Source organism: Hyphomicrobium sp. DMF-1, assembly GCF_027886585.1.
Lineage (GTDB): Bacteria > Pseudomonadota > Alphaproteobacteria > Rhizobiales > Hyphomicrobiaceae > Hyphomicrobium_C > Hyphomicrobium_C zavarzinii.
Genome location: NZ_CP115706.1, coordinates 2,370,616 through 2,389,542, shown reverse-complemented (window position 1 = coordinate 2,389,542; position 18,927 = coordinate 2,370,616). Strand labels below are relative to the sequence as shown.

The window sequence follows — 18,927 nt, the reverse complement described above, 5'->3', positions numbered from 1 at the left end:
GACGCGCCGCCGTCTCACGCATCCTCGACCCGCTCGCACACATCCACCGCGACGGAGAGCGAATGGCGGCCGGAATCGAAAATCACCCCATCGATGGGCGAGACATCCGAATAGTCCCGTCCGAAAGCTAGCGGCACGTGATCCCGCTCCGCACGCATGGCATTCGTGGGGTCGAGATCCTGCCACCCGGCCTCCTCGCCGCACCAGACCGAGACCCACGCGTGCATCGCATCCGCGCCTTCGAGGCGCGCCATGCCGGGTAGCGGGTGCGTGCGCAGATAGCCGCTCACGTAGGCTGCCGGGAGCCCCAGCGAACGCAGGCAGCCGATCATGATATGCGCGAAATCCTGACACACGCCGCGCCGCGTCGCGAACGCGACCCGCGCTGGCGTCATGACGTCCGTGGCATGGGGATCGTAGGTGAACTCAGCACGGATCCGCTCCATCAACGCGAGCGCGCCCTCGAGCACGGGCCTCCCCGGCGGGAACAGCGCCGCCGCGTAGTCAAGGAACGCCGCATCGAGCGGTACGTGACGTGACGCAAAGATCTGATGTGCAGGAGAGCGTCGAGCGAGGCCCGCCGTCTCATGAGCCCAGTGGCGCACCTCTTCCCAGGGCGGCGTATCGCGTGGCTCCACGAGTTCGCACGGCGCGAGCCTCACGACGGATCGGCTCTCCACGGTAAGACGATTGTGCGGCGCCTTGAGCGTGATGTGCGTCGTCGCATTGCCGAAGAAATCGCGCCCAACCGCATACTCGCTCGGCACCGGATCAATCACCATGTCACAGTCGAGTACGTCGAGACGCCCGGCCGAAAGCGGCATGAGACGCAGCACGTGCGCCGCGAACGGCACGAACGAGCCATAAGCGTAGGAGGTCGTCTGGCGGATGTCGTAGACCGTCATGCGCTCCCCTCCGTCAGCAATGGGTCGCGCACGCGGAAATAGGAAAGCGAAATCTCGTCCGAGAGATGCATGAGGCCGTTCTCGATGCCGAGGATGTCGTCGCTGCGGATCTTGGCGGGCTCCATCGCGGAGACCGTCGCGTAGAGCGCTTCTGCCACCGCCAGCGCCGGGCTCGGCCGATGCGCAGGCGGCAGCAGCGGCAGCGCGAGTGTGTGCGCCTTGAGCCGCCCGAGCTGGAACAGAAGCGAGCGCGGATTGCTCTCGTCGAGCAGCACGAGATCCAGCACCGGCGCGAACGCGGCTCCCAATGGATAGCGCGAGCGATACGTGATCTGGCAATCGTTGAGCTCCAGCAACAGATCGAGCTCCTCGCGCGATCCGCCCTGCGGCCGCGCGAACTGCCGCGCGAACCGGCAGACGGCGAGCCCACGCTCGATGCGAAGCCCGAGCTTCAGAAACCGCCAGCCCGCAAGCCGGTTCATGGTCTCGAGCTGAAACCCGGTGACCGCCGCGATCAGCCTGAGCGCGGTACTCGCCCTGTCGAAAGCCGCCGCGCTGCCGCCCTGGCCGTCGATCGGCGTCTGCATATAGGCGTGAAGGTCTTCCAACGCCCGCCATGCATCCGGCGGGAAGCGATCTCGAATGAGGGAAGCCGCGCGCCGCGCCGCCGCCACCAGCGCCGGCACCGCCCCGTCGCTCTCGCCGTCACGAAGCGCCGTCTCCGCGATCCACACCGGCTCGCCACCCGAAGCCGTGTTCCCTGCCGCGCCCCAGCGCACCAGCAGCTCGCAGAGACCGCCCACCTCCGGCAGGGTGTGCGCCCGCGAAGCCGAGATGCGCGCCACCAGCGCCCGGATCAGCCGCAACGTCTCGTCCGCCCGCTCCACATACCGCGCGAGCCAGAACAGATTGTCGGCCGCCCGGCTCGGCAGCGCACCCGTTGAGCGGCGCACCATGATCTGGGTTTCGGACGGGATCAGCGTCGTCTGCGGCACCGGTCCACGCGACAGCACCCACACGTCGGCCGAGCGGGCCCCCCGCTGCATGGTGACGGCCCGCAGGTCCCGCTGGTCGCCAATCAGCGCAAAGCCGCCGGGCATCACCTTGTAGCCGTCCGCCGTCGCCGCGACGAACACGCGGAACGTGAACGGATGCGGCTCGAGCCGCCCGTTCGCCCAAACCGGCGTCGTCGAAAGCTTCACCACCTCCTGGCCGACGAAATCCACGCCGCGCCGCTCGATCGCGGTCGTGAGGATGTCGCGGTCCGGCGACGAAAGCTCCGACATCACCCACGGCCCGCCGGGCGGTATGCCGCTCGAAGCGCGCGAGAAGGCCGGCGCGATCACACGGTCGTCGAGCGCATCCAGCACCTGCCGGCGCGCATCCTCCTGCCCGCACCACCACGTCGCAACGTTCGGAAGCAGCAGCCGCTCGCCGATCAGCGGCTCCGCCAGCGTCGGCAGAAAGCCCAGCAGCGCGCGCGCTTCGGCGAGCCCCGAGCCAAGCGCGTTGGCAAGCGTCACGTTGCCCTGCCGCACGGCCTGCACCAGCCCCGCGATCCCGAGCCGCGACTGCGTGTTGAGCTCCAACGGGTCCGCGAAATCGCCGTCGATACGCCTCAACAGAACCCGCACCTTCCGCAGGCCTGCCACGGTGCGCAGGAAAACCGTCCCGCCGAGCACGAGAAGGTCCATGCCCTCGACCAGCCGGAGGCCGAGATAGCGCGCGAGATAGGAATGCTCGAAATAGGTCTCGTTGAGAGGTCCCGGCGTCAGCAGGCACACGCCCGCATCGTCCGCCTCGCGATGGCTGGCGAGCGCCGCGCGGAAGGCGTCGAAGAACGGGGCCAGCCGCTGCACGTCGAACGCGCGAAACACCTCCGACATCGCCCGCGACAGCGCGATGCGGTTTTCGAGCGCGAAGCCCGCTCCCGAAGGGGCCTGCGTCCGGTCCCGCAACACCCACCATTGCCCGGTCGGGCTCCGCCCCAGATCGACTGCGAAGAGATGAAGCTGCCGTGGAGACGGGCGTTCGGCCTGAACGAGCGGCCGCAGAAACTCCGCGCTGCCCGTGATGAGCGACGCAGGCAGGCCAAGCGCCATCATCTGGCGCCCGCCCCTGTAGCAATCCGACAGAAACGCCTCGATGAGATGCGCCCTCTGGATCACGCCGGCCTCGATCACCGCCCAATCCTCGGGCGAGATCAGAAGCGGCACATGCGCGAGCGGCCACTGCCGTTCGGCCGCTGTCGGATCGTCGTAGACGCGATAGAAGACGCCGGAATCCTTGAGATAGCGATCCGCGGCGCCGAAGCGTTGGGCCAGCGCGTCCGGCCCTTCTGCCGCGAGCCGTTCGACGAAAGGGCGCCAATGCGGCCGCACGAGACCCGCTTCATCCACCATCTCGTCGTAGACGCCGGGTAGCGGACGATAGCCCGCGATCAATCCCGTGCCATCCGGCGCGCCACCGGATATCTGAGCCGCCCCGGACGTCACGATACGTCCCGCGTCATGACGGCGCCCGCCTGAGATCGAGGGTCAGCGGGTATTCGTCGTTGCGCTCGGGAGGCGGCGTCGTGACGAGGCCCGGCGTATGGCCGTGATCCTGAAAGCGCGCGAGCCGGCGCGCCTCGGCCTCGTAAGTGTTCACCGGAAAGGTCTCGTAGTTCCGCCCGCCCGGATGCGCGACGCTGTAAACGCAGCCGCCGAGCGAGCGATGGCTCCACGTGTCGAGCACGTCGAAGGTCAGCGGCGCATGAGCCGGAATGGTGGGATGCAGCCCGGACGGCGGATGCCATGCCTTGAACCGCACGCCTGCCACGAACTCGCCGGAGCGCCCTGTGGAGGCCAGCGGCACGCGCCGCCCGTTGCAGGCAAGCACGTGACGGCGCGGATTTAACCCGTCCACCTTCACCTGCAACCGCTCCACCGAGGAATCCACGTAGCGCACCGTCCCCCCGATCGCCCCTTCCTCGCCCATCACATGCCAGGGCTCGAGCGCCTGGCGCACCTCAAGCTTCACACCCCCATGCTCCACGTTTCCGTAGAATGGAAAGCGGAACTCCCGTTGCGCCTCGAACCACTCGCTCTTGAAAGCGTAGCCCGCCCGCCGCAGCACGTCGAGAACATCGAGCAGATCCGCCCAGACGTAGTGCTCCAGCATGAAGCGATCGTGCAGCGCCGTGCCCCAGCGCACGAGATCACCGCGCTCGGGCTCCTTCCAGAACTTCGCGATCAGCGCGCGCAGGAGAAGCTGCTGCGCCAGGCTCATGCGCGCATCCGGCGGCATCTCGAACGAGCGGAACTCGATCAGCCCTAACCTGCCCGCCGTACCGTCGGGCGAATAGAGCTTGTCGATGCAGATCTCGCTCCGATGCGTGTTGCCGGAGGAATCGACGAGCAGGTTACGGAGCAGCCGGTCCAGCAGCCACGGCGGAACCGGCGGCCCCTCGCCCGGCCCCGGGATCATGCCGAGCGCGATCTCGAGCTCATAGAGACTTTCGTGACGTCCCTCGTCCACGCGCGGCGCCTGGCTCGTCGGCCCGATGAAGAGGCCGGAGAAGAGATACGAGAGCGACGGATGGCGCTGCCAGAAGACGATGAGGCTCTTGAGCAGATCAGGGCGGCGCAGGAACGGGCTCTGCCACGGCGCAGCACCGCCCACCACGACGTGGTTTCCCCCGCCCGTTCCCGTATGGCGCCCGTCCGTCATGAACTTGTCGGTGCCGAGCCGCGAAAGGCGCGCTTCCGTGTAGACGCCCTCCGTGGTCGCAACGCACTCGCGCCACGAGGAAGCGGGATGGATGTTCACCTCGATCACCCCTGGATCGGGCGTGACCTTGATGACGTTGAGACGATGATCCGGCGGGGGCGGATAACCTTCGATGTGCACCGGCAGCATCAGCTCGTCTGCGGCCGCCTCCACCGCGGTCAGCAGCTCCAGATAGTCGTCGAGTGCACCGAGCGGCGGCATGAACACGCAGAGCTTGCCTTCGCGAAGCTCCACCGCGAGCGCGGTGCGCACAGACGCCCCCTCGATGTCCTGCACGAGCGGAATGGGCTGGCGATACGGGTTGTCGCCCACGCGGCGATAGACTTGCAGAAACGCGTCCGGATCGGGGAGATCGCCACGTTCCAGGAATGGATCGTCGGTCACGACGTGCGGCACCGCCATAGGCGGAAGCCACGGCAGTGAGTTGAGCGGTAGCCTGAGCCCCAGCGGACTGTCGCCCGGCACCAGGAACAACTGATTGCGCCTGAGCTTCCACTTCTCGCTCATCCAGCCTTTACCAGCGCGCGCATTCCAGCGCTGGATCGGCAGCACGAACCCCGACGCAGTTCCAAGCCCGCGATCGAACACCCGCGCGATCCGCGCCCGTTCCTCCGCGTCGCTGATCTTGCTGTCGAGCGGGTCGACATTGACCGGAAGCTGCGCCTCCTTGACGATCCAGTGCGCGGGATCCTCGTAGGCCGAGATCACATGTTCGCCGCCGACACCGAGACGCTCGGCGATACCCTCGCAGAACGCCTTGGCGCCTTCCACATCGGTCGGGGCGCGGAAACCTTCGCGCGCGACGAGCGCATCGTTGCGCCAGATCGGCTTACCGTCGCAGCGCCAGTAGAGCGCGAAGGTCCAGCGCGGCAGGCTCTCGCCCGGATACCACTTTCCCTGCCCGTAGTGCAGAAAGCCGCCCGGCGCAAAGCGCGCCCGCAAGCGGCGGATAAGATCGTCGGCGCGCGCCCGCTTCGTCGGGCCCACCGCGGCTGTATTCCACTCGGGCGACTGGTAGTCGTCGATCGAGACGAACGTTGGCTCCCCACCCATGGTGAGCCCCACGCCCTCCGCCGCAAGGTCGCCGTCGACGCGATCGCCGAGAGCCAGCAGGGCCTCCCAGCTCTCTTCCGAGAACGGCAGCGTAATGCGCGGCTTCTCCGCGACACGGCTCACCTTCATGTCGAAATTGAAGGTCACCTCGGAAGGATCGACACCGCCGCTGATCGGCGAAGCGCTTCTGTAGTGCGGCGTCGCCGCGAGCGGAATGTGCCCCTCGCCGCAGAAGAGACCGGATGTCGGATCGAGGCCAATCCATCCTGCACCCGGCAGATAGACCTCGGTCCACGCGTGAAGATCGGTGAAATCGTGGTCCGTGCCCGAGGGGCCGTCGAGCGATTTGATGTCCGGCTTGAGCTGGATGAGATAGCCCGAGACGAATCGCGCCGCGAGACCCAGCTTGCGCAGCACGTGCACCAGCAGCCACGCCGAATCGCGGCACGATCCAGACCCGAGCTTCAGCGTCTCCTCGGGTGTCTGCACGCCCGGTTCGAGACGGATAAGGTAGCTGATCTCGCGATTGATGCGCGCGTTGAGCGCCACGAGAAAATCGATGGTCCGCTCCGCCTTTCCGTTCGGTGCGACGCTGCCGACGAACTGCGCGAACAGCGGCCCTGTCGTCTCCTCGATCACGAGATACGGGGCGAGATCGCTCGCGAGCGAATCGGCATACGCGAACGGAAACTCCTCCGCGTAGCTTTCGATGAAGAAATCGAACGGATTGACGATCGCCATCTCCGCCAGAAGATCGACGGTGACGGTGTACTCCGTTGTTTTCTCCGGAAAGACGTAGCGTGCGAGCCAGTTTCCGTGCGGATCCTGCTGCCAATTGACGAAATGGTTACCCGGCGAGACCTTCAGCGAATAGCTCGGGATGCGAACTCGGCAGTGCGCCGCCGGTCGCAACCGAATGATCTGCGGACCGAGCGAAACGGGCTTGTCATAAACGTATCGAGTGACGTGGTGGAGGCTGGTTAAAATCGCCATCGCCGGGAACGACCTCGAGGGGCTGACGGGCGAAAGCTGTGGCACAACAATACAATAACAACCCGGCGCCCGTATTGTGCATTGCAACGATGCTGCATTGTCGGGCAATTCGCGGTCAAGCCGCGTTCTCGAGGCATATCGACTAAAGATTAGTCACATATTTGCCTGTAATTTCGCCAATTGAGACATTTCTAAGACGGAATGCTTGACGTCAGCGGACATGCCTGCTGCATTGCAGGATGTCGGGGGCTTCGGGAGAGCTGACGGAATGCACTATTACACTTATGAGCTTGCTCACGCCTTCATGCATCCCGTCCGGCTTATGACCCGCGCCTTCAAGGCGCAGATCGACGCCCCCTTCAATCCCTTCGCTGAAACCGAGATCGCCAAGAACATGTCGGCGGCCTGCGAAGTGTTTGAAGGCATGACGCGCCGCTACGGCAAGCCGGAGTTCGGCATCAAGGAAACGAAGGTCCACGGTCTCACCGTCCCCGTGCGGGAGGAGATCGTGATGAAGAAGACCTTCTGCAACCTGCTCCACTTCGATCGCGACGAGACCGTGGTCGGCAAGCGCTACGATCCGAAGGTGCTGATCATCGCACCGATGTCCGGTCACTACGCGACGCTTCTGCGCGGCACGGTGCAGGAGATGATCAAGGAGCACAACACCTACATCACCGATTGGATCGATGCGCGCGACGTGCCCGCCTATGAAGGCTCGTTCGATCTCGACGACTTCATCGACTACATCATCGAGTTCATCCAGTTCCTGGGTCCGAACACGCACGTCATCGCAGTCTGCCAGCCGGCTGTGCCCGCCCTCGCAGCGGCAGCGGTCATGGCCGCCAACGACGATCCGTGCCAGCCCGCGTCCATGACGCTTATGGGCGGCCCCATCGACACGCGCCGCAATCCCACGCAGGTGAACAAGCTCGCCGAGGAGAAAGCGCTCTCCTGGTTCGAGAGCAACGTGATCCACTACGTGCCGTTCCCCAACGCGGGCTTCGGCCGGCGCGTCTATCCGGGCTTCATCCAGCTCACCGGCTTCATGACCATGAACCTCGAGCGCCACACGCAGGCGCACATGAAGCTGTTCGAGAACCTCGTCAAAGGCGACTGCGACAGCGTCAACCAGCACAAGTCCTTCTACGAGGAATACCTGGCCGTCATGGATCTCCCTGCGGATTTCTACCTGCAGACGGTCAAGACCGTGTTCCAGGATCACGCGCTCCCCAAAGGCGAGATGATGCACCGCGGCCAGCGCGTCGATTGCTCCGCGATCCGCAAGACGGCGCTGATGACGGTGGAAGGCGAGCGGGACGATATCTGCGGCCTCGGCCAGACGGAAGCCGCTCACAGCCTGTGCACGGGCATCCCCGTGGACGAGCACTACTATTACGTCCAGCCGGGCGTCGGGCACTACGGCGTCTTCAGCGGCACGCGCTGGCGCACGGAGATCCAGCCGCGCATCCGCGAGATGATCCGCACGGTGCAGTTCAAGCGCAAAGCCGGCAACTCGGAAACCAAGATGCCCCTGCCGTATCGCTCGCTGCATCCGGCCCGCGAGAACGTCGTGGACTGGCGCGCCCCCAACGGCACGGCGGTGAACGGCGCGACGCCCAACGGATCGGCCCGCTGATCCAGGCCCGACACGGGCCCCCTGACCCAGGCAAGCGACCGCGGTTACCCCGCGACCCGGCTAACCATGCCGCGGCGCCCTCGCGTTGACTCTTGCCGTCCGGCCACTAGAGTGCGCCGCAAATCCCATCCCGCATTTGCGATTGATCTAGAGGTTCGCCCGATGAGCGCCGTCCGCACGCCTGCGAAACACTTTGCCCCCCTGGCCATCGGCGCTCCCGAGCCCTACCGCGTGCTTCCCGTCCGCATCGAGCGCATGATTCACTTCGTGCCGCCCCACAACGAGAAGATCCGCTCCAAAATCAAGGATATCGCCTCCCAGGTTGACGTGGTGCTCGGCAATCTCGAGGACGCGATCCCCGTGGGCGACAAGGAGGCCGCGCGCAAGGGCTTCATCCAGATGGCGCGCGAGAACGACTTCGGCGACACCGGCCTCTGGACGCGTATCAACTGCCTCAACTCGCCCTGGATGCTCGACGACGTCACCGAGATCGTGCGGGAAGCCGGCAACAAGGTCGACGTGATCATGCTGCCCAAGGTCGAAGGCCCCTGGGACATCCACTACCTCGACCAGCTCCTCGCCCAGCTCGAGGCCAAGTACGCCGTGAAGCGGCCGATTCTCATCCACGCGATCCTCGAAACCGCGGAAGGCGTGAAAAACGTGGAAGCCATCGCCGCGGCCTCGCCCCGCATGCACGGCATGAGCCTCGGCCCCGCCGATCTCGCCGCCTCGCGCGGCATGAAGACCACCCGCGTTGGCGGCGGCCATCCGGACTATTCGGTGCTCGCCGACGCAGGCGCCGATGCGAAGGCCGAGCGCGCGCGCTATCAGCAGGATCTCTGGCACTACACCGTCGGCAAGATGGTGGACGCCTGCCTCTCCTATGGCCTGAAGCCGTTCTACGGCCCGTTCGGCGACTTCTCCGACGGCGCCGCCTGCGAAGCCCAGTTCCGCAACGCCTTCATCCAGGGCTGCCTCGGCGCGTGGTCGCTCCATCCGACCCAGATCGACATCGCCAAGCGCGTCTTCTCACCTGACGTGAAGGAAGTCGCCTTCGCCAAGCGGATCCTGGAGGCCATGCCCGATGGCACCGGCGCCGTGATGATCGACGGCAAGATGCAGGACGACGCCACATGGAAGCAGGCCAAGGTGATCGTCGATCTCGCCCGCCTCGTCGCCAAGAAGGATCCCGAGCGCGCCGCGGCCTACGGCTTTTGAGGCTGAAAGAAGTCTCGTCAATCAACTATGTTGCACAGATCCGTTGACATCCGGAGAGCCCTCCCCTCGAATGGAGCCTCGTGGGGATTAGACAATGCCGCCCAAACCTGAATCAGTGACACGCAAACCGCGCAAGCGGGCTTCTCCGAAGCCTGCGGCCGCTACTCCTGCCATGCGGAAAGCCAAGTTTTCCGTGGGCCAGGTCGTGCGCCATCGCGTCTATGCGTTCCGCGGCGTCGTGTTCGATATCGATCCCGTGTTCAACAACACCGAGGATTGGTGGCTGTCCATTCCGGCGGAGATCCGCCCGATCAAGGACCAGCCCTTCTACCACCTGCTGGCCGAAAACGCGGAGACCGAGTACATCGCCTACGTTTCGGAGCAGAACCTTTTGCCCGACACCAGCGGCGAGCCCCTGCGCCACCCGCAGCTCGGCGACTACTTCGTCGAGGACGAGGACGGCCGCTATCGCGCGGTGTTCCAGCCGCACTGACGGCGCACTCCGCAGCACACGCGGCTCACGCGTTTCAACCACAACGCCAAGCAAAAAGGCCGCCCTTTCGGGCGGCCTTCTGCATTTCAACGGCTGACCGGCTTACTTCTTCTCGGCCGGCTTCGCATCCTTCTTCGCCGCGGGAGCAGCAGCGGCACCGTCGGCGCCCGGCTGCGGCGGCAGGTTCTTCATCTGCTCGGTCTTGAACTTCTCGTAGGCTTCCTGCTGACGCTGACGAATCTGCGCCATCAGCTGGCCGCGGGCCTTCTTGTACTCGGCATTGTCGACGGGCTTGCCGGCGAGAGCCTCGGAGAAGCCGTCCAGGGGAACCGGGAAGCCGATCGGCTGAGCCGAGGCGTTCATGGCGAGAACCATGATGCCGCCGCCGGTCTTCATCTGATCGATGATCTCCTTGGTCGCCTCGACCTCAGCCGTGCAGCCCGAGGGGTGGCAGAGCGAGAACTTGAGGTCGATCGGCTTCAGATCCTTGTCGTCGATCTTCTCGTTCTTGGCTGCCTTCTCCCACTGCTCCTTGGTGTAGACAGCGGCCTTGATGCCGGGTGGGATAGCCATGCCGAGCGGAACCATGACCATCAGGTGGTCATGCTCGTTGCCCTCGACCTGGCGGATTGCGGCCGAGACCAGAACCATGCCCGAGTTGCCGTCCAGGCGCTCATGGTGGGTCAGGCAGATGTCCTTCTCTTCCTTGACCTCCTTGCCGTCCTTGTCCCGCTTGACGAGGGGAGACTTCTCGCAAAGCTTCACCCAGGCGCTCTGCTTGCCGGCGGCCGCGGCGCCCTCTGCCTTGGCGTCCTTGGCAGCCGGAGCGGCCTTCTCCTTGGGAGCGTCCTTCTTGTCCTGGGCGTAAGCAGCCCCGCCGTTCATGGCGAGCCCGAGGACCAGAGCGAGCGTGGCGCCGCACGCCAACACGCTGCGCCCCAAGCTGGTTGCGATGCCATCTCTGTGTGACATAGAAAAATCGACCTTTCGTTATGAGCCAGTCCAGGAGCCGCCCGACAATCCCCTGCTGGCGGCTCAGCCCCACTTCGCTGCGCTCAATCGGCAATTCTGGGCGCGCGGGTCCTGACGCCCGCGGCGTCATCCGGACCGGCAGTAAAGCCTGGATTGCGGCAATCCCGTGACCGTAGAAACCAAGCCGGCATCTTCAACAGATCGAAATGACACGGCCGTTGCAAACCCGCCACGCAAACATCGTGCTGATCCGCCATTGGAGAGCCTTCGATGTGTGCTACGTGATCGCTGGGCTGTCAGCAAAACCAACGCCTTGCGCAAGCCCCTTGAGGAGAACTCCGTGCAACGATCAATCATCGTGAGCCTTGCGGTCCTCGCCCTCGTCCTGGCAGGGGCCATCCGCTCACCGGTTCTGGCAAAACCGGCGCACGCAATAGCCATGCACGGCGACGCCCTTTTACCGGAAAACTTCCCGGCGTTTCCCTATGTCGTGCCGGACGCTCCAAAGGGCGGCCGCGTCACCCTCGGCTCGTCTGGCTCCTTCGACAACCTGAACCCCATGATCATCCGGGGCGAGCCGGTGCAGGGCATCCGCGAGTTCGTGATCGAAAGCCTCATGGCCCGCAGCCAGGACGAGCCCTTCACGCTCTACGGCCTCATCGCCGAGACCATCGACGTCCCCGAGAGCCGCAGCGAGGTGACGTTCCGCCTGAACCCGCTCGCCAAATTCTCGGACGGAACGCCGCTCACGTCCGCCGACGTGCTCTTCTCCTTCGAAGCCCTGCGCGACAAGGGGCGCCCCAACTACCGCACCTACTACGCCAAGGTGACCAAGGCGGAAGTGATCTCCGATCACGAAATCCGCTTCGTCTTCGCCGATGCCGACGACCTCGAGCTGCCCCTGATCCTCGGCCTCATGCCCATCCTGCCGCGCCACGCCATGAGCGCCGAGAAGTTCGACGAGACGACGCTCACGCCGCTTATCGGATCAGGCCCCTATCGCATCTCCGCCGTCGATCCCGGCCGCTCCATCACCTACCAGCGCAATCCGGACTATTGGGGCCGGGACCTTCCCGTCAATCGGGGCCGCTTCAACTTCGACGAGATCCGTTTCGAGTACTACCGCGAGGGCTCGACGCTGTTCGAAGCCTTCAAGACCGGCGCCATCGACCTTCGCAACGAGGACGACCCGGCCCTCTGGGCCAAGGGCTACAACTTCCCGGCAGCGAACGACGGACGCATCGCCCGCGAGGAGATGCCCATCGGCCTTCCGGCCGGCATGACAGGGCTCGTCTTCAACACGCGCCGCCCGATCTTCGCCGACGAGCGCGTGCGCGAAGCCCTGATCCACCTGTTCAACTTCGAATGGGTCAACAAGAGCTTCTTCCACGGCCTCTACAAGCGCACCGAGAGCTACTTCGAGCGCTCGATGCTCTCCTCCGCCGGCCGCCAGGCCGACGAGCGTGAGCGCGCCCTGCTCTCAGCGTTCCCTGGCGCAGTCAGGCCCGAAATCCTGGACGGCACCTACCGCGTGCCCGTGAGCGACGGCACGCCCCACAACCGCACCAACGCGCGGCGGGCTTACGAAATCCTGGAAGCGGCTGGCTACAGCCTCAAGGGAGGCCGCCTCGTGGACGCGGCGGGCAAACCCCTCGCCTTCGAGATCCTGGCCTCCACGACGAGCCAGGAGCGCCTGCTCGGCGCCTTTGCCGCCGACCTGCAGAAGCTCGGCATCACCGCCCGTATCCGCGTCGTGGACAGCGCGCAATACCAGTCGCGCCTCAAGGACTACGACTACGACATGATCCAGTTCACCTGGCCCTCGTCCCTCTCGCCCGGCAACGAGCAGCTCTTCCGCTGGTCATCCCGCGTCGCAAAAGATCCTGGCTCCTACAATTACGCAGGCGTGCAGAACCCCGCCGCGGACGCCATGATCGCAGCCATGCTCGCCGCCCACTCGAACGAGGACTTCGTTTCCGCTGTCCGCGCACTGGACCGCGTGCTGCTCTCGGGGCATTACGTGATCCCACTGTTCCATGCACCAGCCCAGTGGATCGCGTCCTGGAAGCGTCTCGCACACCCCGGCACCATTCCGCTGTTCGGCTTCAATCTCGACACATGGTGGGTCAAACCCCAGAACTGACCGTCAGAACAACACCGATGTACACGCCGCTCTTCACACCCGCCGTCAATCCGCCGTTCAACATGGCCCGCTACTGTCTCGCGGGTGCCGCCGCCGCAACGCCGGACAAGCCCGCCCTGATCGTCATCGCGGATCCTGCAGCGGCCACACCTGCCGAAACCTGGACCTACGCGGGGCTCGAGGACGCCGTGCTCCGCACGGCCGGAGCGCTGCGCCAGATGGGGCTTGCAGAAGGCGATCGCGTGATGATCCGCCTCGACAACACCAGCGCCTACGCCATCCTGTTCTTCGCCACCCTTGCAGCCGGTCTCGTGGCGCTTCCGGCTTCCAGCCAGCTCACCGATCGCGAGGCCCTCTTCCTGCTCGATGACAGCGGCGCCGCTGTCCTCGCCTCCGCCGTCACGCTCGCTCCGGAGAGCACAGGCAAGGCCCCGATCCACCTCACCCCCGCCGACGTCGCGCGCATGATGCGCGAAGGCCCCCGCATCGACTATGCGCCGACGCACGCAGAAACCCCCGCGTTCCTCATCTACACCTCCGGCACCACGGCAAACCCAAAAGGCGTGCTCCACGCCCAGCGCGCGGCCCTCGGCCGCCGCCCGATGTACCAAGGCTGGTATGGCATCAGCGCGAACGACCGCGTGCTGCACGCGGGCGCGTTCAACTGGACCTTCACGCTCGGCGTGGGCCTCACAGACCCTTGGGCCAACGGCGCCACCGCGCTCATTTACACAGGCGAGAAAGACCCCGCCCTCTGGCCGCGCCTGATCGACCTCGCGCAGGCAACGCTGTTTGCGGGCGTCCCGAGCCTCTTCCGTCAGATCCTGAAGTACGCGGAGCTGTCGCCTGCTGCCATGCCGACGCTGCGCCACGCCCTCATGGCAGGCGAGGCCCCGCCTCCGGGCCTGTTCGAGGACTGGCAGGACCGCACCGGTCGCCCGCTCTACGAAGCGTTGGGCATGAGCGAGATCTCGACCTACATCTCGACCGGCCCGGGCATACCGAGAAAGCCCGGAACAGTTGGCAAGCCACAACCCGGCCGCCGCGTGGCCATCCTGGCCACGGAGGGAGATGATACGCCATTGCCGCCCGGCACCGAGGGCCTCATTGCCGTTCACACCTCCGATCCGGGCCTCATGCTGGGATATTGGAACCGGCCGGACGAGCAGATCGAGGTCAAGCGCGGCGAATGGTTCACCGGCGGCGACCTCGGCCTGATGGATGCCGACGGCTACATCACCCACGCCGGGCGCAACAACGACATCATGAAGGCACTCGGCTACCGCGTCTCTCCGATGGAGGTGGAGGCCGTGCTCGCCACCCATCCCGACATCGCGGAGGTCGCCTGCGCGGAGCTCGCCGTGCGGGCGGACGTGCACGTTGTCGGCGCCTTCGTGGTGCTGAAGAGCGAGGCCACCCCCGATAGCGCCGGCATCCTGGCCTTCGCCGCCGAGCGGCTCGCCGCCTACAAATGCCCGCGCGAGATCCGCTTTCTCGACCGCCTGCCCCGCACGCCGAACGGCAAGGTGAAACGCTCGGCGCTCGTCGCTTACGCCTCGCAGTAAACGCAAGCCGCCTCAACGGCTTCTCCAGCGAGCCGCAGCGGGAAAATAGGCCCGTCGCGCCGAGGTGCGGCAGCGAAGCCTCTCATCCCCATAGAGTTGGCGTCCCCGGCTGGCGGGACGCCCCCAGACCGGCTAGACCATGTCGGGTCTCGTTAAAGCCCTGGAGCGCGATCCGGATTCAATCGACCGCTCTCTAGGAAATGATGGCACAGGGCAGAGCGGTCGCTCGCCCGCCGTCGCGCGAAAGGCGCGCATCATCGCGTAAGAGGGGGTTCGAACCATGCTTCAGGAGCTGACGCAGTATCTGATGGACCATCCGGTCATTCTCGGCTCGCTCGGCGTCTTCGTGCTGCTGGCCGTGATCGGCGGCTGGTATGTCGTCGCCCATCATCTGCACGCCGTGCTGGTCACCATGCTCTGCTCCGCCGGCTTCGTCTCCGGCATCCTGGTCTTCTACCGCGGGTTCCAGGCTGACTTGCGTGACCTCCAGATCATCGGCGCCTTCCTGATCGTCATTTTCCCGCTGGTCTATCACCAGGCGATCCACCTCGCGAAGATCGCCTTCGGCGGCGCACCCTCGCCCACGGCTCGCGGTCACGCCAAACGCGCCGGCGCCTGATCGCCCGCGCTGCCTGTTGCCCGTTGCCTCCTCTCCTACGCCGCCTTGGCGCCCTTGGCCGCGATCTCGGCCAGCGCCGCCACGAGCCCGCGCACGCCCTTGAAGCGCACCTGCGGCTGGTCCCAATCACCCTTGAAGATGAGCTTGTGATCCGGCTGCAGCTTCGCGAGTCCGCGCGAGGCTTGCAGGAATTGCGCGAGCCCCTGCGCGTTGGCGAACGCGTTGCGGTGGAACACGATGACGGCGCCCTTCGGCCCCGCATCCACCTTGGCGATGCCGGCCGCCCGGCAAAGGCCCTTGATCTCCATGACGTCGAGCAGGTGATCGACCTCGGCCGGCAGCTCGCCGAACCGGTCCACCAGCTCCGCCGCGAATGCGTCGATCTCGCTCCGCGTTTCCAGCGCCGACAGACGCCGGTAGAGCCCGAGCCGGAGTTGCAGATCAGCGACGTAGGTTTCCGGGATGAGCACGGAAAGCCCGATCGAGATCTCGGGGCTCCACCGCTCGTCCGCCTCGCCCAGGTCTCCGCCCTTCATGGCCGCGACCGCTTCCTCCAGCATCGACTGGTACAGCTCGAAGCCCACCTCGCGGATATGGCCCGATTGCTCCTCGCCGAGCAGGTTGCCCGCGCCGCGAATGTCGAGATCGTGCGAGGCGAGCGAGAAGCCCGCACCCAGCGTATCGAGCGACTGCAGCACCTTGAGGCGCTTCTCCGCGCCTTCCGTGAGCTTCTGCCCCGGCGGTGTCGTGAAATAGGCATACGCGCGACGCTTGGAGCGGCCGACGCGGCCGCGGAGCTGATAGAGCGCCGCGAGCCCGAACATGTCGGCGCGATGCACGATCAGCGTATTCGCGTTGGGAACGTCGAGACCGGATTCCACGATCGCCGTTGAGAGCAGCACGTCGTACTGCCCCTCGTAGAAGGCCGTCATCACGTCTTCGAGCTCAGAGGGCGCGAGCTGTCCGTGCGCCCGCGCGACTTTGAGATGCGGCACCGCCTCGCGCAGGAACTCCGCCACGTCGTCGAGATCGGAGATGCGCGGGGCGACGTAATACGTCTGCCCGCCGCGATCACGCTCGCGCTTCAGCGCGTCGATCAGAATGACCGGATCGAACTGCGAGATGTAGGTGCGCACGGCGAGGCGATCCACCGGCGGCGTCGTGATCAGCGAAAGCTCGCGCACGCCCGTCAGCGCCAATTGCAGCGTGCGCGGAATGGGCGTCGCGGACAGCGTCAGCACGTGCACGTCCTCGCGGAGCTGCTTCAGCCGCTCCTTGTGCGACACGCCGAAATGCTGCTCCTCGTCGATCACCAAAAGCCCGAGCCTCTGGAACTCGATCTGCTTGCCGAGCAGCGCGTGCGTCCCGACGACGATATCGATAGTCCCGTTCTTGAGCCCGTCCTTCACCTCGGTGAGATCCTTGGCCGAGACGAGGCGCGAGGCCTGCGCGATTTTGAGCGGCAGGTTCTTGAAGCGCTCGTTCACCGTTCGCGAATGCTGCCGCGCGAGCAGCGTCGTCGGCACCACGATGGCGACCTGCAAGCCGTTCATCGCAGCGACGAACGCAGCCCGCAGCGCCACTTCCGTCTTGCCGAAGCCCACGTCGCCGCAGACGAGGCGGTCCATGGGCCGGCCCGCCTGCAGGTCGCCCAGCACCGCATCGATGCTCGCAGCCTGGTCTTCCGTCTCCTCGTAGGGGAACCGCGCAACGAACTCGTCGTAGGCACCGGCGGGGGGCGCCAGCACCGGCGCCTCGCGAAGCTGACGGAGCGCTGCGATCTTGATCAACTCGGCCGCCATCTCGCGCAGCCGCTTCTTGAGCTTGGCCTTGCGTGACTGCCAAGCGACGCCGCCGAGCTTGTCGAGCTGCGCGGTGCCGTCGTCCGAGCCGTAGCGCGAGAGAAGCTCGATGTTTTCGACCGGCAGGTAGAGCGTATCGCCGCCCGCGTACTTCAATTCCAGGCAGTCATGCGGCGCGCCCAGCGCCGTGATCGTCTTGAGGCCGTGAAACCGGCCGATGCCGTGGTCCGCGTGCACGACGAGATCGCCGACCGAGAGGCTCGTAGCCTCGGTCAGAACGTCGGCCGCGCGCTTGGCCTTGCGCCGCGGCCGGACGAGCCGGTCACCCAGGATGTCCTGCTCCGCGATCACGGCGAGCTCCGGCGTCTCGAAGCCTTGCTCGAGACCGAGAACGGCAAGCCCCGTCACGTTGGGATCGAGCGCGAGCGCATCCGCATATCCCTCGACCTTGGCCTGCGCCTTGAGGCCGTGATCGGAGAGGAGAGACGAGAGCCGCTCACGCGCACCAGGCGTCCACGCCGCCACCAGCACGCGCCGGTGCTCGGCGTGCACTTTCTTCACGTGCGCCACGACGGCATCGAACACGTTCGCATCCGGATTCTGCCGCTCGGGCGCGAACGAGCGCCCCGCACGCCCGCGCCAGGGGCGAACGCCCGGTCCCTCGGTCATCTCGAAAGGCGTCAGCCGCACGACCTTGTGCTGGGCGAGCACCTTTCCCCACTGCGCCGCGTCGAGGAACATCATGTCCGGCGGCACCGGCTTATAGGGCGGCGCGCCGAACCGCTGCGCCTCGAGCCCTTCCGTGCGCGCGAGATAGTGCTCGCTCACCTGCTCGAAGCGGCTCTTCACCGCGTCGTCGACCAGATTGTCGAAGCTCAGCGTCGCGCCGTCCATGTAGTCGGTCAGCGTTTCGAGCGTCTCGTGGAACAGCGGCAGCCAGTGCTCCTGCCCGCCGTAGCGGCTTCCCGCGCTCACGGCTTCGTAGAGCGGATCGTCACCGGTCGCCCCGCCGAACAGTTCCACATAGCGCGAGCGGAACAGCGCCGTCGGCGCCTCGCCGAACGCCACCTCCGAAACCGGCATCACGATCAGCTTGCGTAGCGGCTTGGCGGTGCGTTGCGTCTCCGCATCGAACACCTTGATGCTTTCCAGCGTGTCGCCGAAGAAATCGAACCGCACCGGGTTCTGCCGCCCCGGCGGAAAGAGGTCGAGAATGCCGCCCCGCACGGCGAACTCGCCGGCCTCCATCACCGTGCCGGTGCGCGTGTAGCCCGCAAGCGAAAGCCGCGCGACGAACCGGTTGAGATCCACCCGCTGCCCCGGCGCCACGCTCTTCATGGCGTTGCGGATGAACGCGCGCGGCGGCACCCGCTGAAGCACCGCGTTCACCGTGGTCAGCACGATCAGCGGCTCACTGCGGTTGCCGAGGGCGAGGCGGGACAGCGCCGTGATGCGCTTGGCCACGATCTCGGGGTTCGGCCCCACGCGGTCATACGGCACCGTATCCCACGCCGGAAACGGCACCACGCGCACTTTCGGCGCGAAAAAGCGCAGTTGTCCTTCGAGCGCTTCGAGGCGGCGGTCGTCGCGCGCCACGTGTAGCACGATGCCCGCACGCTCGCCTTCGGCAGCCTCCTCCACCAGGCGTGCGAGCACGAGCGCGTCCAGCCCCTCCGGCACGCCCGTGAAGATCAGATCCGCCCGCTCGCTCATAGCCTCGTTCATACCTCTTGATCCGCACGCAGCCGGTGCGT

The 18,927-nt window shown here is 66.0% G+C and carries 11 protein-coding genes; 6 read left to right on the top strand and 5 right to left on the bottom strand.

Features of this window, described 5'->3' with window-relative positions; genetic code table 11:
- Nucleotides 1-14: 14 nt before the first annotated feature.
- Genes PE058_RS10920 through PE058_RS10910 form a run of 3 tightly spaced genes read right to left on the bottom strand, consistent with a single transcriptional unit; the run spans nt 15 to nt 6,722 of the window.
- Nucleotides 15-905, bottom strand: a complete 891-nt coding sequence (locus PE058_RS10920; protein ID WP_271028383.1) for a transglutaminase family protein — start codon at nt 903-905, stop codon at nt 15-17.
- Nucleotides 902-3,400: a circularly permuted type 2 ATP-grasp protein gene (locus PE058_RS10915; protein ID WP_271028382.1), complete on the bottom strand. Its 2,499-nt coding sequence runs from the start codon at nt 3,398-3,400 to the stop codon at nt 902-904. Before PE058_RS10915 ends, PE058_RS10920 begins: the two co-directional genes overlap by 4 nt.
- Nucleotides 3,401-3,413: 13 nt before the next feature.
- Nucleotides 3,414-6,722, bottom strand: coding sequence for a transglutaminase family protein (locus PE058_RS10910; RefSeq protein WP_271028381.1), 3,309 nt, complete (start codon nt 6,720-6,722; stop codon nt 3,414-3,416).
- A gap of 268 nt (nt 6,723-6,990) precedes the next feature.
- On the opposite strand from PE058_RS10910, the gene PE058_RS10905 reads away from it, so the two are divergent.
- The 3 genes from PE058_RS10905 (at nt 6,991) to hspQ (ending at nt 10,072) form a co-directional block, all read left to right on the top strand.
- A complete protein-coding gene (locus PE058_RS10905) occupies nt 6,991-8,361 on the top strand; it encodes a polyhydroxyalkanoate depolymerase (protein WP_020087934.1) in 1,371 nt (456 codons plus the stop codon).
- A 162-nt stretch (nt 8,362-8,523) separates the two neighbouring features.
- Complete coding sequence (locus PE058_RS10900) at nt 8,524-9,579, top strand: HpcH/HpaI aldolase/citrate lyase family protein (protein ID WP_020087935.1); 1,056 nt, start codon at nt 8,524-8,526, stop codon at nt 9,577-9,579.
- 172 nt (nt 9,580-9,751) lie between these two features.
- On the top strand, nt 9,752-10,072 hold the full coding sequence (gene hspQ, locus PE058_RS10895) for a heat shock protein HspQ (protein WP_020087936.1): 321 nt from the start codon (nt 9,752-9,754) through the stop codon (nt 10,070-10,072).
- Nucleotides 10,073-10,174: 102 nt separating this feature from the next.
- Here hspQ and PE058_RS10890 read toward each other — a convergent pair whose 3' ends face one another.
- Nucleotides 10,175-11,044, bottom strand: a complete 870-nt coding sequence (locus tag PE058_RS10890) for an invasion associated locus B family protein (RefSeq protein WP_020087937.1) — start codon at nt 11,042-11,044, stop codon at nt 10,175-10,177.
- Between the two features lie 439 nt (nt 11,045-11,483).
- Here PE058_RS10890 and PE058_RS10885 point away from each other — a divergent pair, with 439 nt between their 5' ends.
- The 3 genes from PE058_RS10885 (at nt 11,484) to PE058_RS10875 (ending at nt 15,371) form a co-directional block, all read left to right on the top strand.
- Nucleotides 11,484-13,187, top strand: a complete 1,704-nt coding sequence (locus tag PE058_RS10885; protein WP_271030611.1) for an extracellular solute-binding protein — start codon at nt 11,484-11,486, stop codon at nt 13,185-13,187.
- Nucleotides 13,188-13,204: 17 nt separating this feature from the next.
- On the top strand, nt 13,205-14,752 hold the full coding sequence (locus PE058_RS10880; protein WP_271028380.1) for a class I adenylate-forming enzyme family protein: 1,548 nt from the start codon (nt 13,205-13,207) through the stop codon (nt 14,750-14,752).
- Between the two features lie 280 nt (nt 14,753-15,032).
- Nucleotides 15,033-15,371 (top strand): hypothetical protein, encoded by a 339-nt coding sequence (locus PE058_RS10875; protein ID WP_020087940.1) that lies wholly within the window; start codon nt 15,033-15,035, stop codon nt 15,369-15,371.
- Between the two features lie 35 nt (nt 15,372-15,406).
- Here the strand turns inward: PE058_RS10875 and mfd are convergent, their stop codons facing one another.
- The gene (mfd, locus tag PE058_RS10870; RefSeq protein ID WP_271030588.1) at nt 15,407-18,898 is read right to left on the bottom strand and encodes a transcription-repair coupling factor; all 3,492 of its coding nucleotides are present in this window, start codon (nt 18,896-18,898) and stop codon (nt 15,407-15,409) included.
- Between the last annotated feature and the right edge of the window lie 29 nt (nt 18,899-18,927).

Coding starts and splice junctions, on each gene's coding strand:
- PE058_RS10920 (WP_271028383.1), bottom strand. CDS start 905: ATGACGGTCTACGACATCCGCCAGACGACCTCCTACGCTTATGGCTCG.
- PE058_RS10910 (WP_271028381.1), bottom strand. CDS start 6,722: ATGGCGATTTTAACCAGCCTCCACCACGTCACTCGATACGTTTATGAC.
- PE058_RS10905 (WP_020087934.1), top strand. CDS start 6,991: ATGCACTATTACACTTATGAGCTTGCTCACGCCTTCATGCATCCCGTC.
- PE058_RS10900 (WP_020087935.1), top strand. CDS start 8,524: ATGAGCGCCGTCCGCACGCCTGCGAAACACTTTGCCCCCCTGGCCATC.
- hspQ (WP_020087936.1), top strand. CDS start 9,752: ATGCGGAAAGCCAAGTTTTCCGTGGGCCAGGTCGTGCGCCATCGCGTC.
- PE058_RS10890 (WP_020087937.1), bottom strand. CDS start 11,044: ATGTCACACAGAGATGGCATCGCAACCAGCTTGGGGCGCAGCGTGTTG.
- PE058_RS10885 (WP_271030611.1), top strand. CDS start 11,484: ATGCACGGCGACGCCCTTTTACCGGAAAACTTCCCGGCGTTTCCCTAT.
- PE058_RS10880 (WP_271028380.1), top strand. CDS start 13,205: ATGTACACGCCGCTCTTCACACCCGCCGTCAATCCGCCGTTCAACATG.
- PE058_RS10875 (WP_020087940.1), top strand. CDS start 15,033: ATGCTTCAGGAGCTGACGCAGTATCTGATGGACCATCCGGTCATTCTC.
- mfd (WP_271030588.1), bottom strand. CDS start 18,898: ATGAACGAGGCTATGAGCGAGCGGGCGGATCTGATCTTCACGGGCGTG.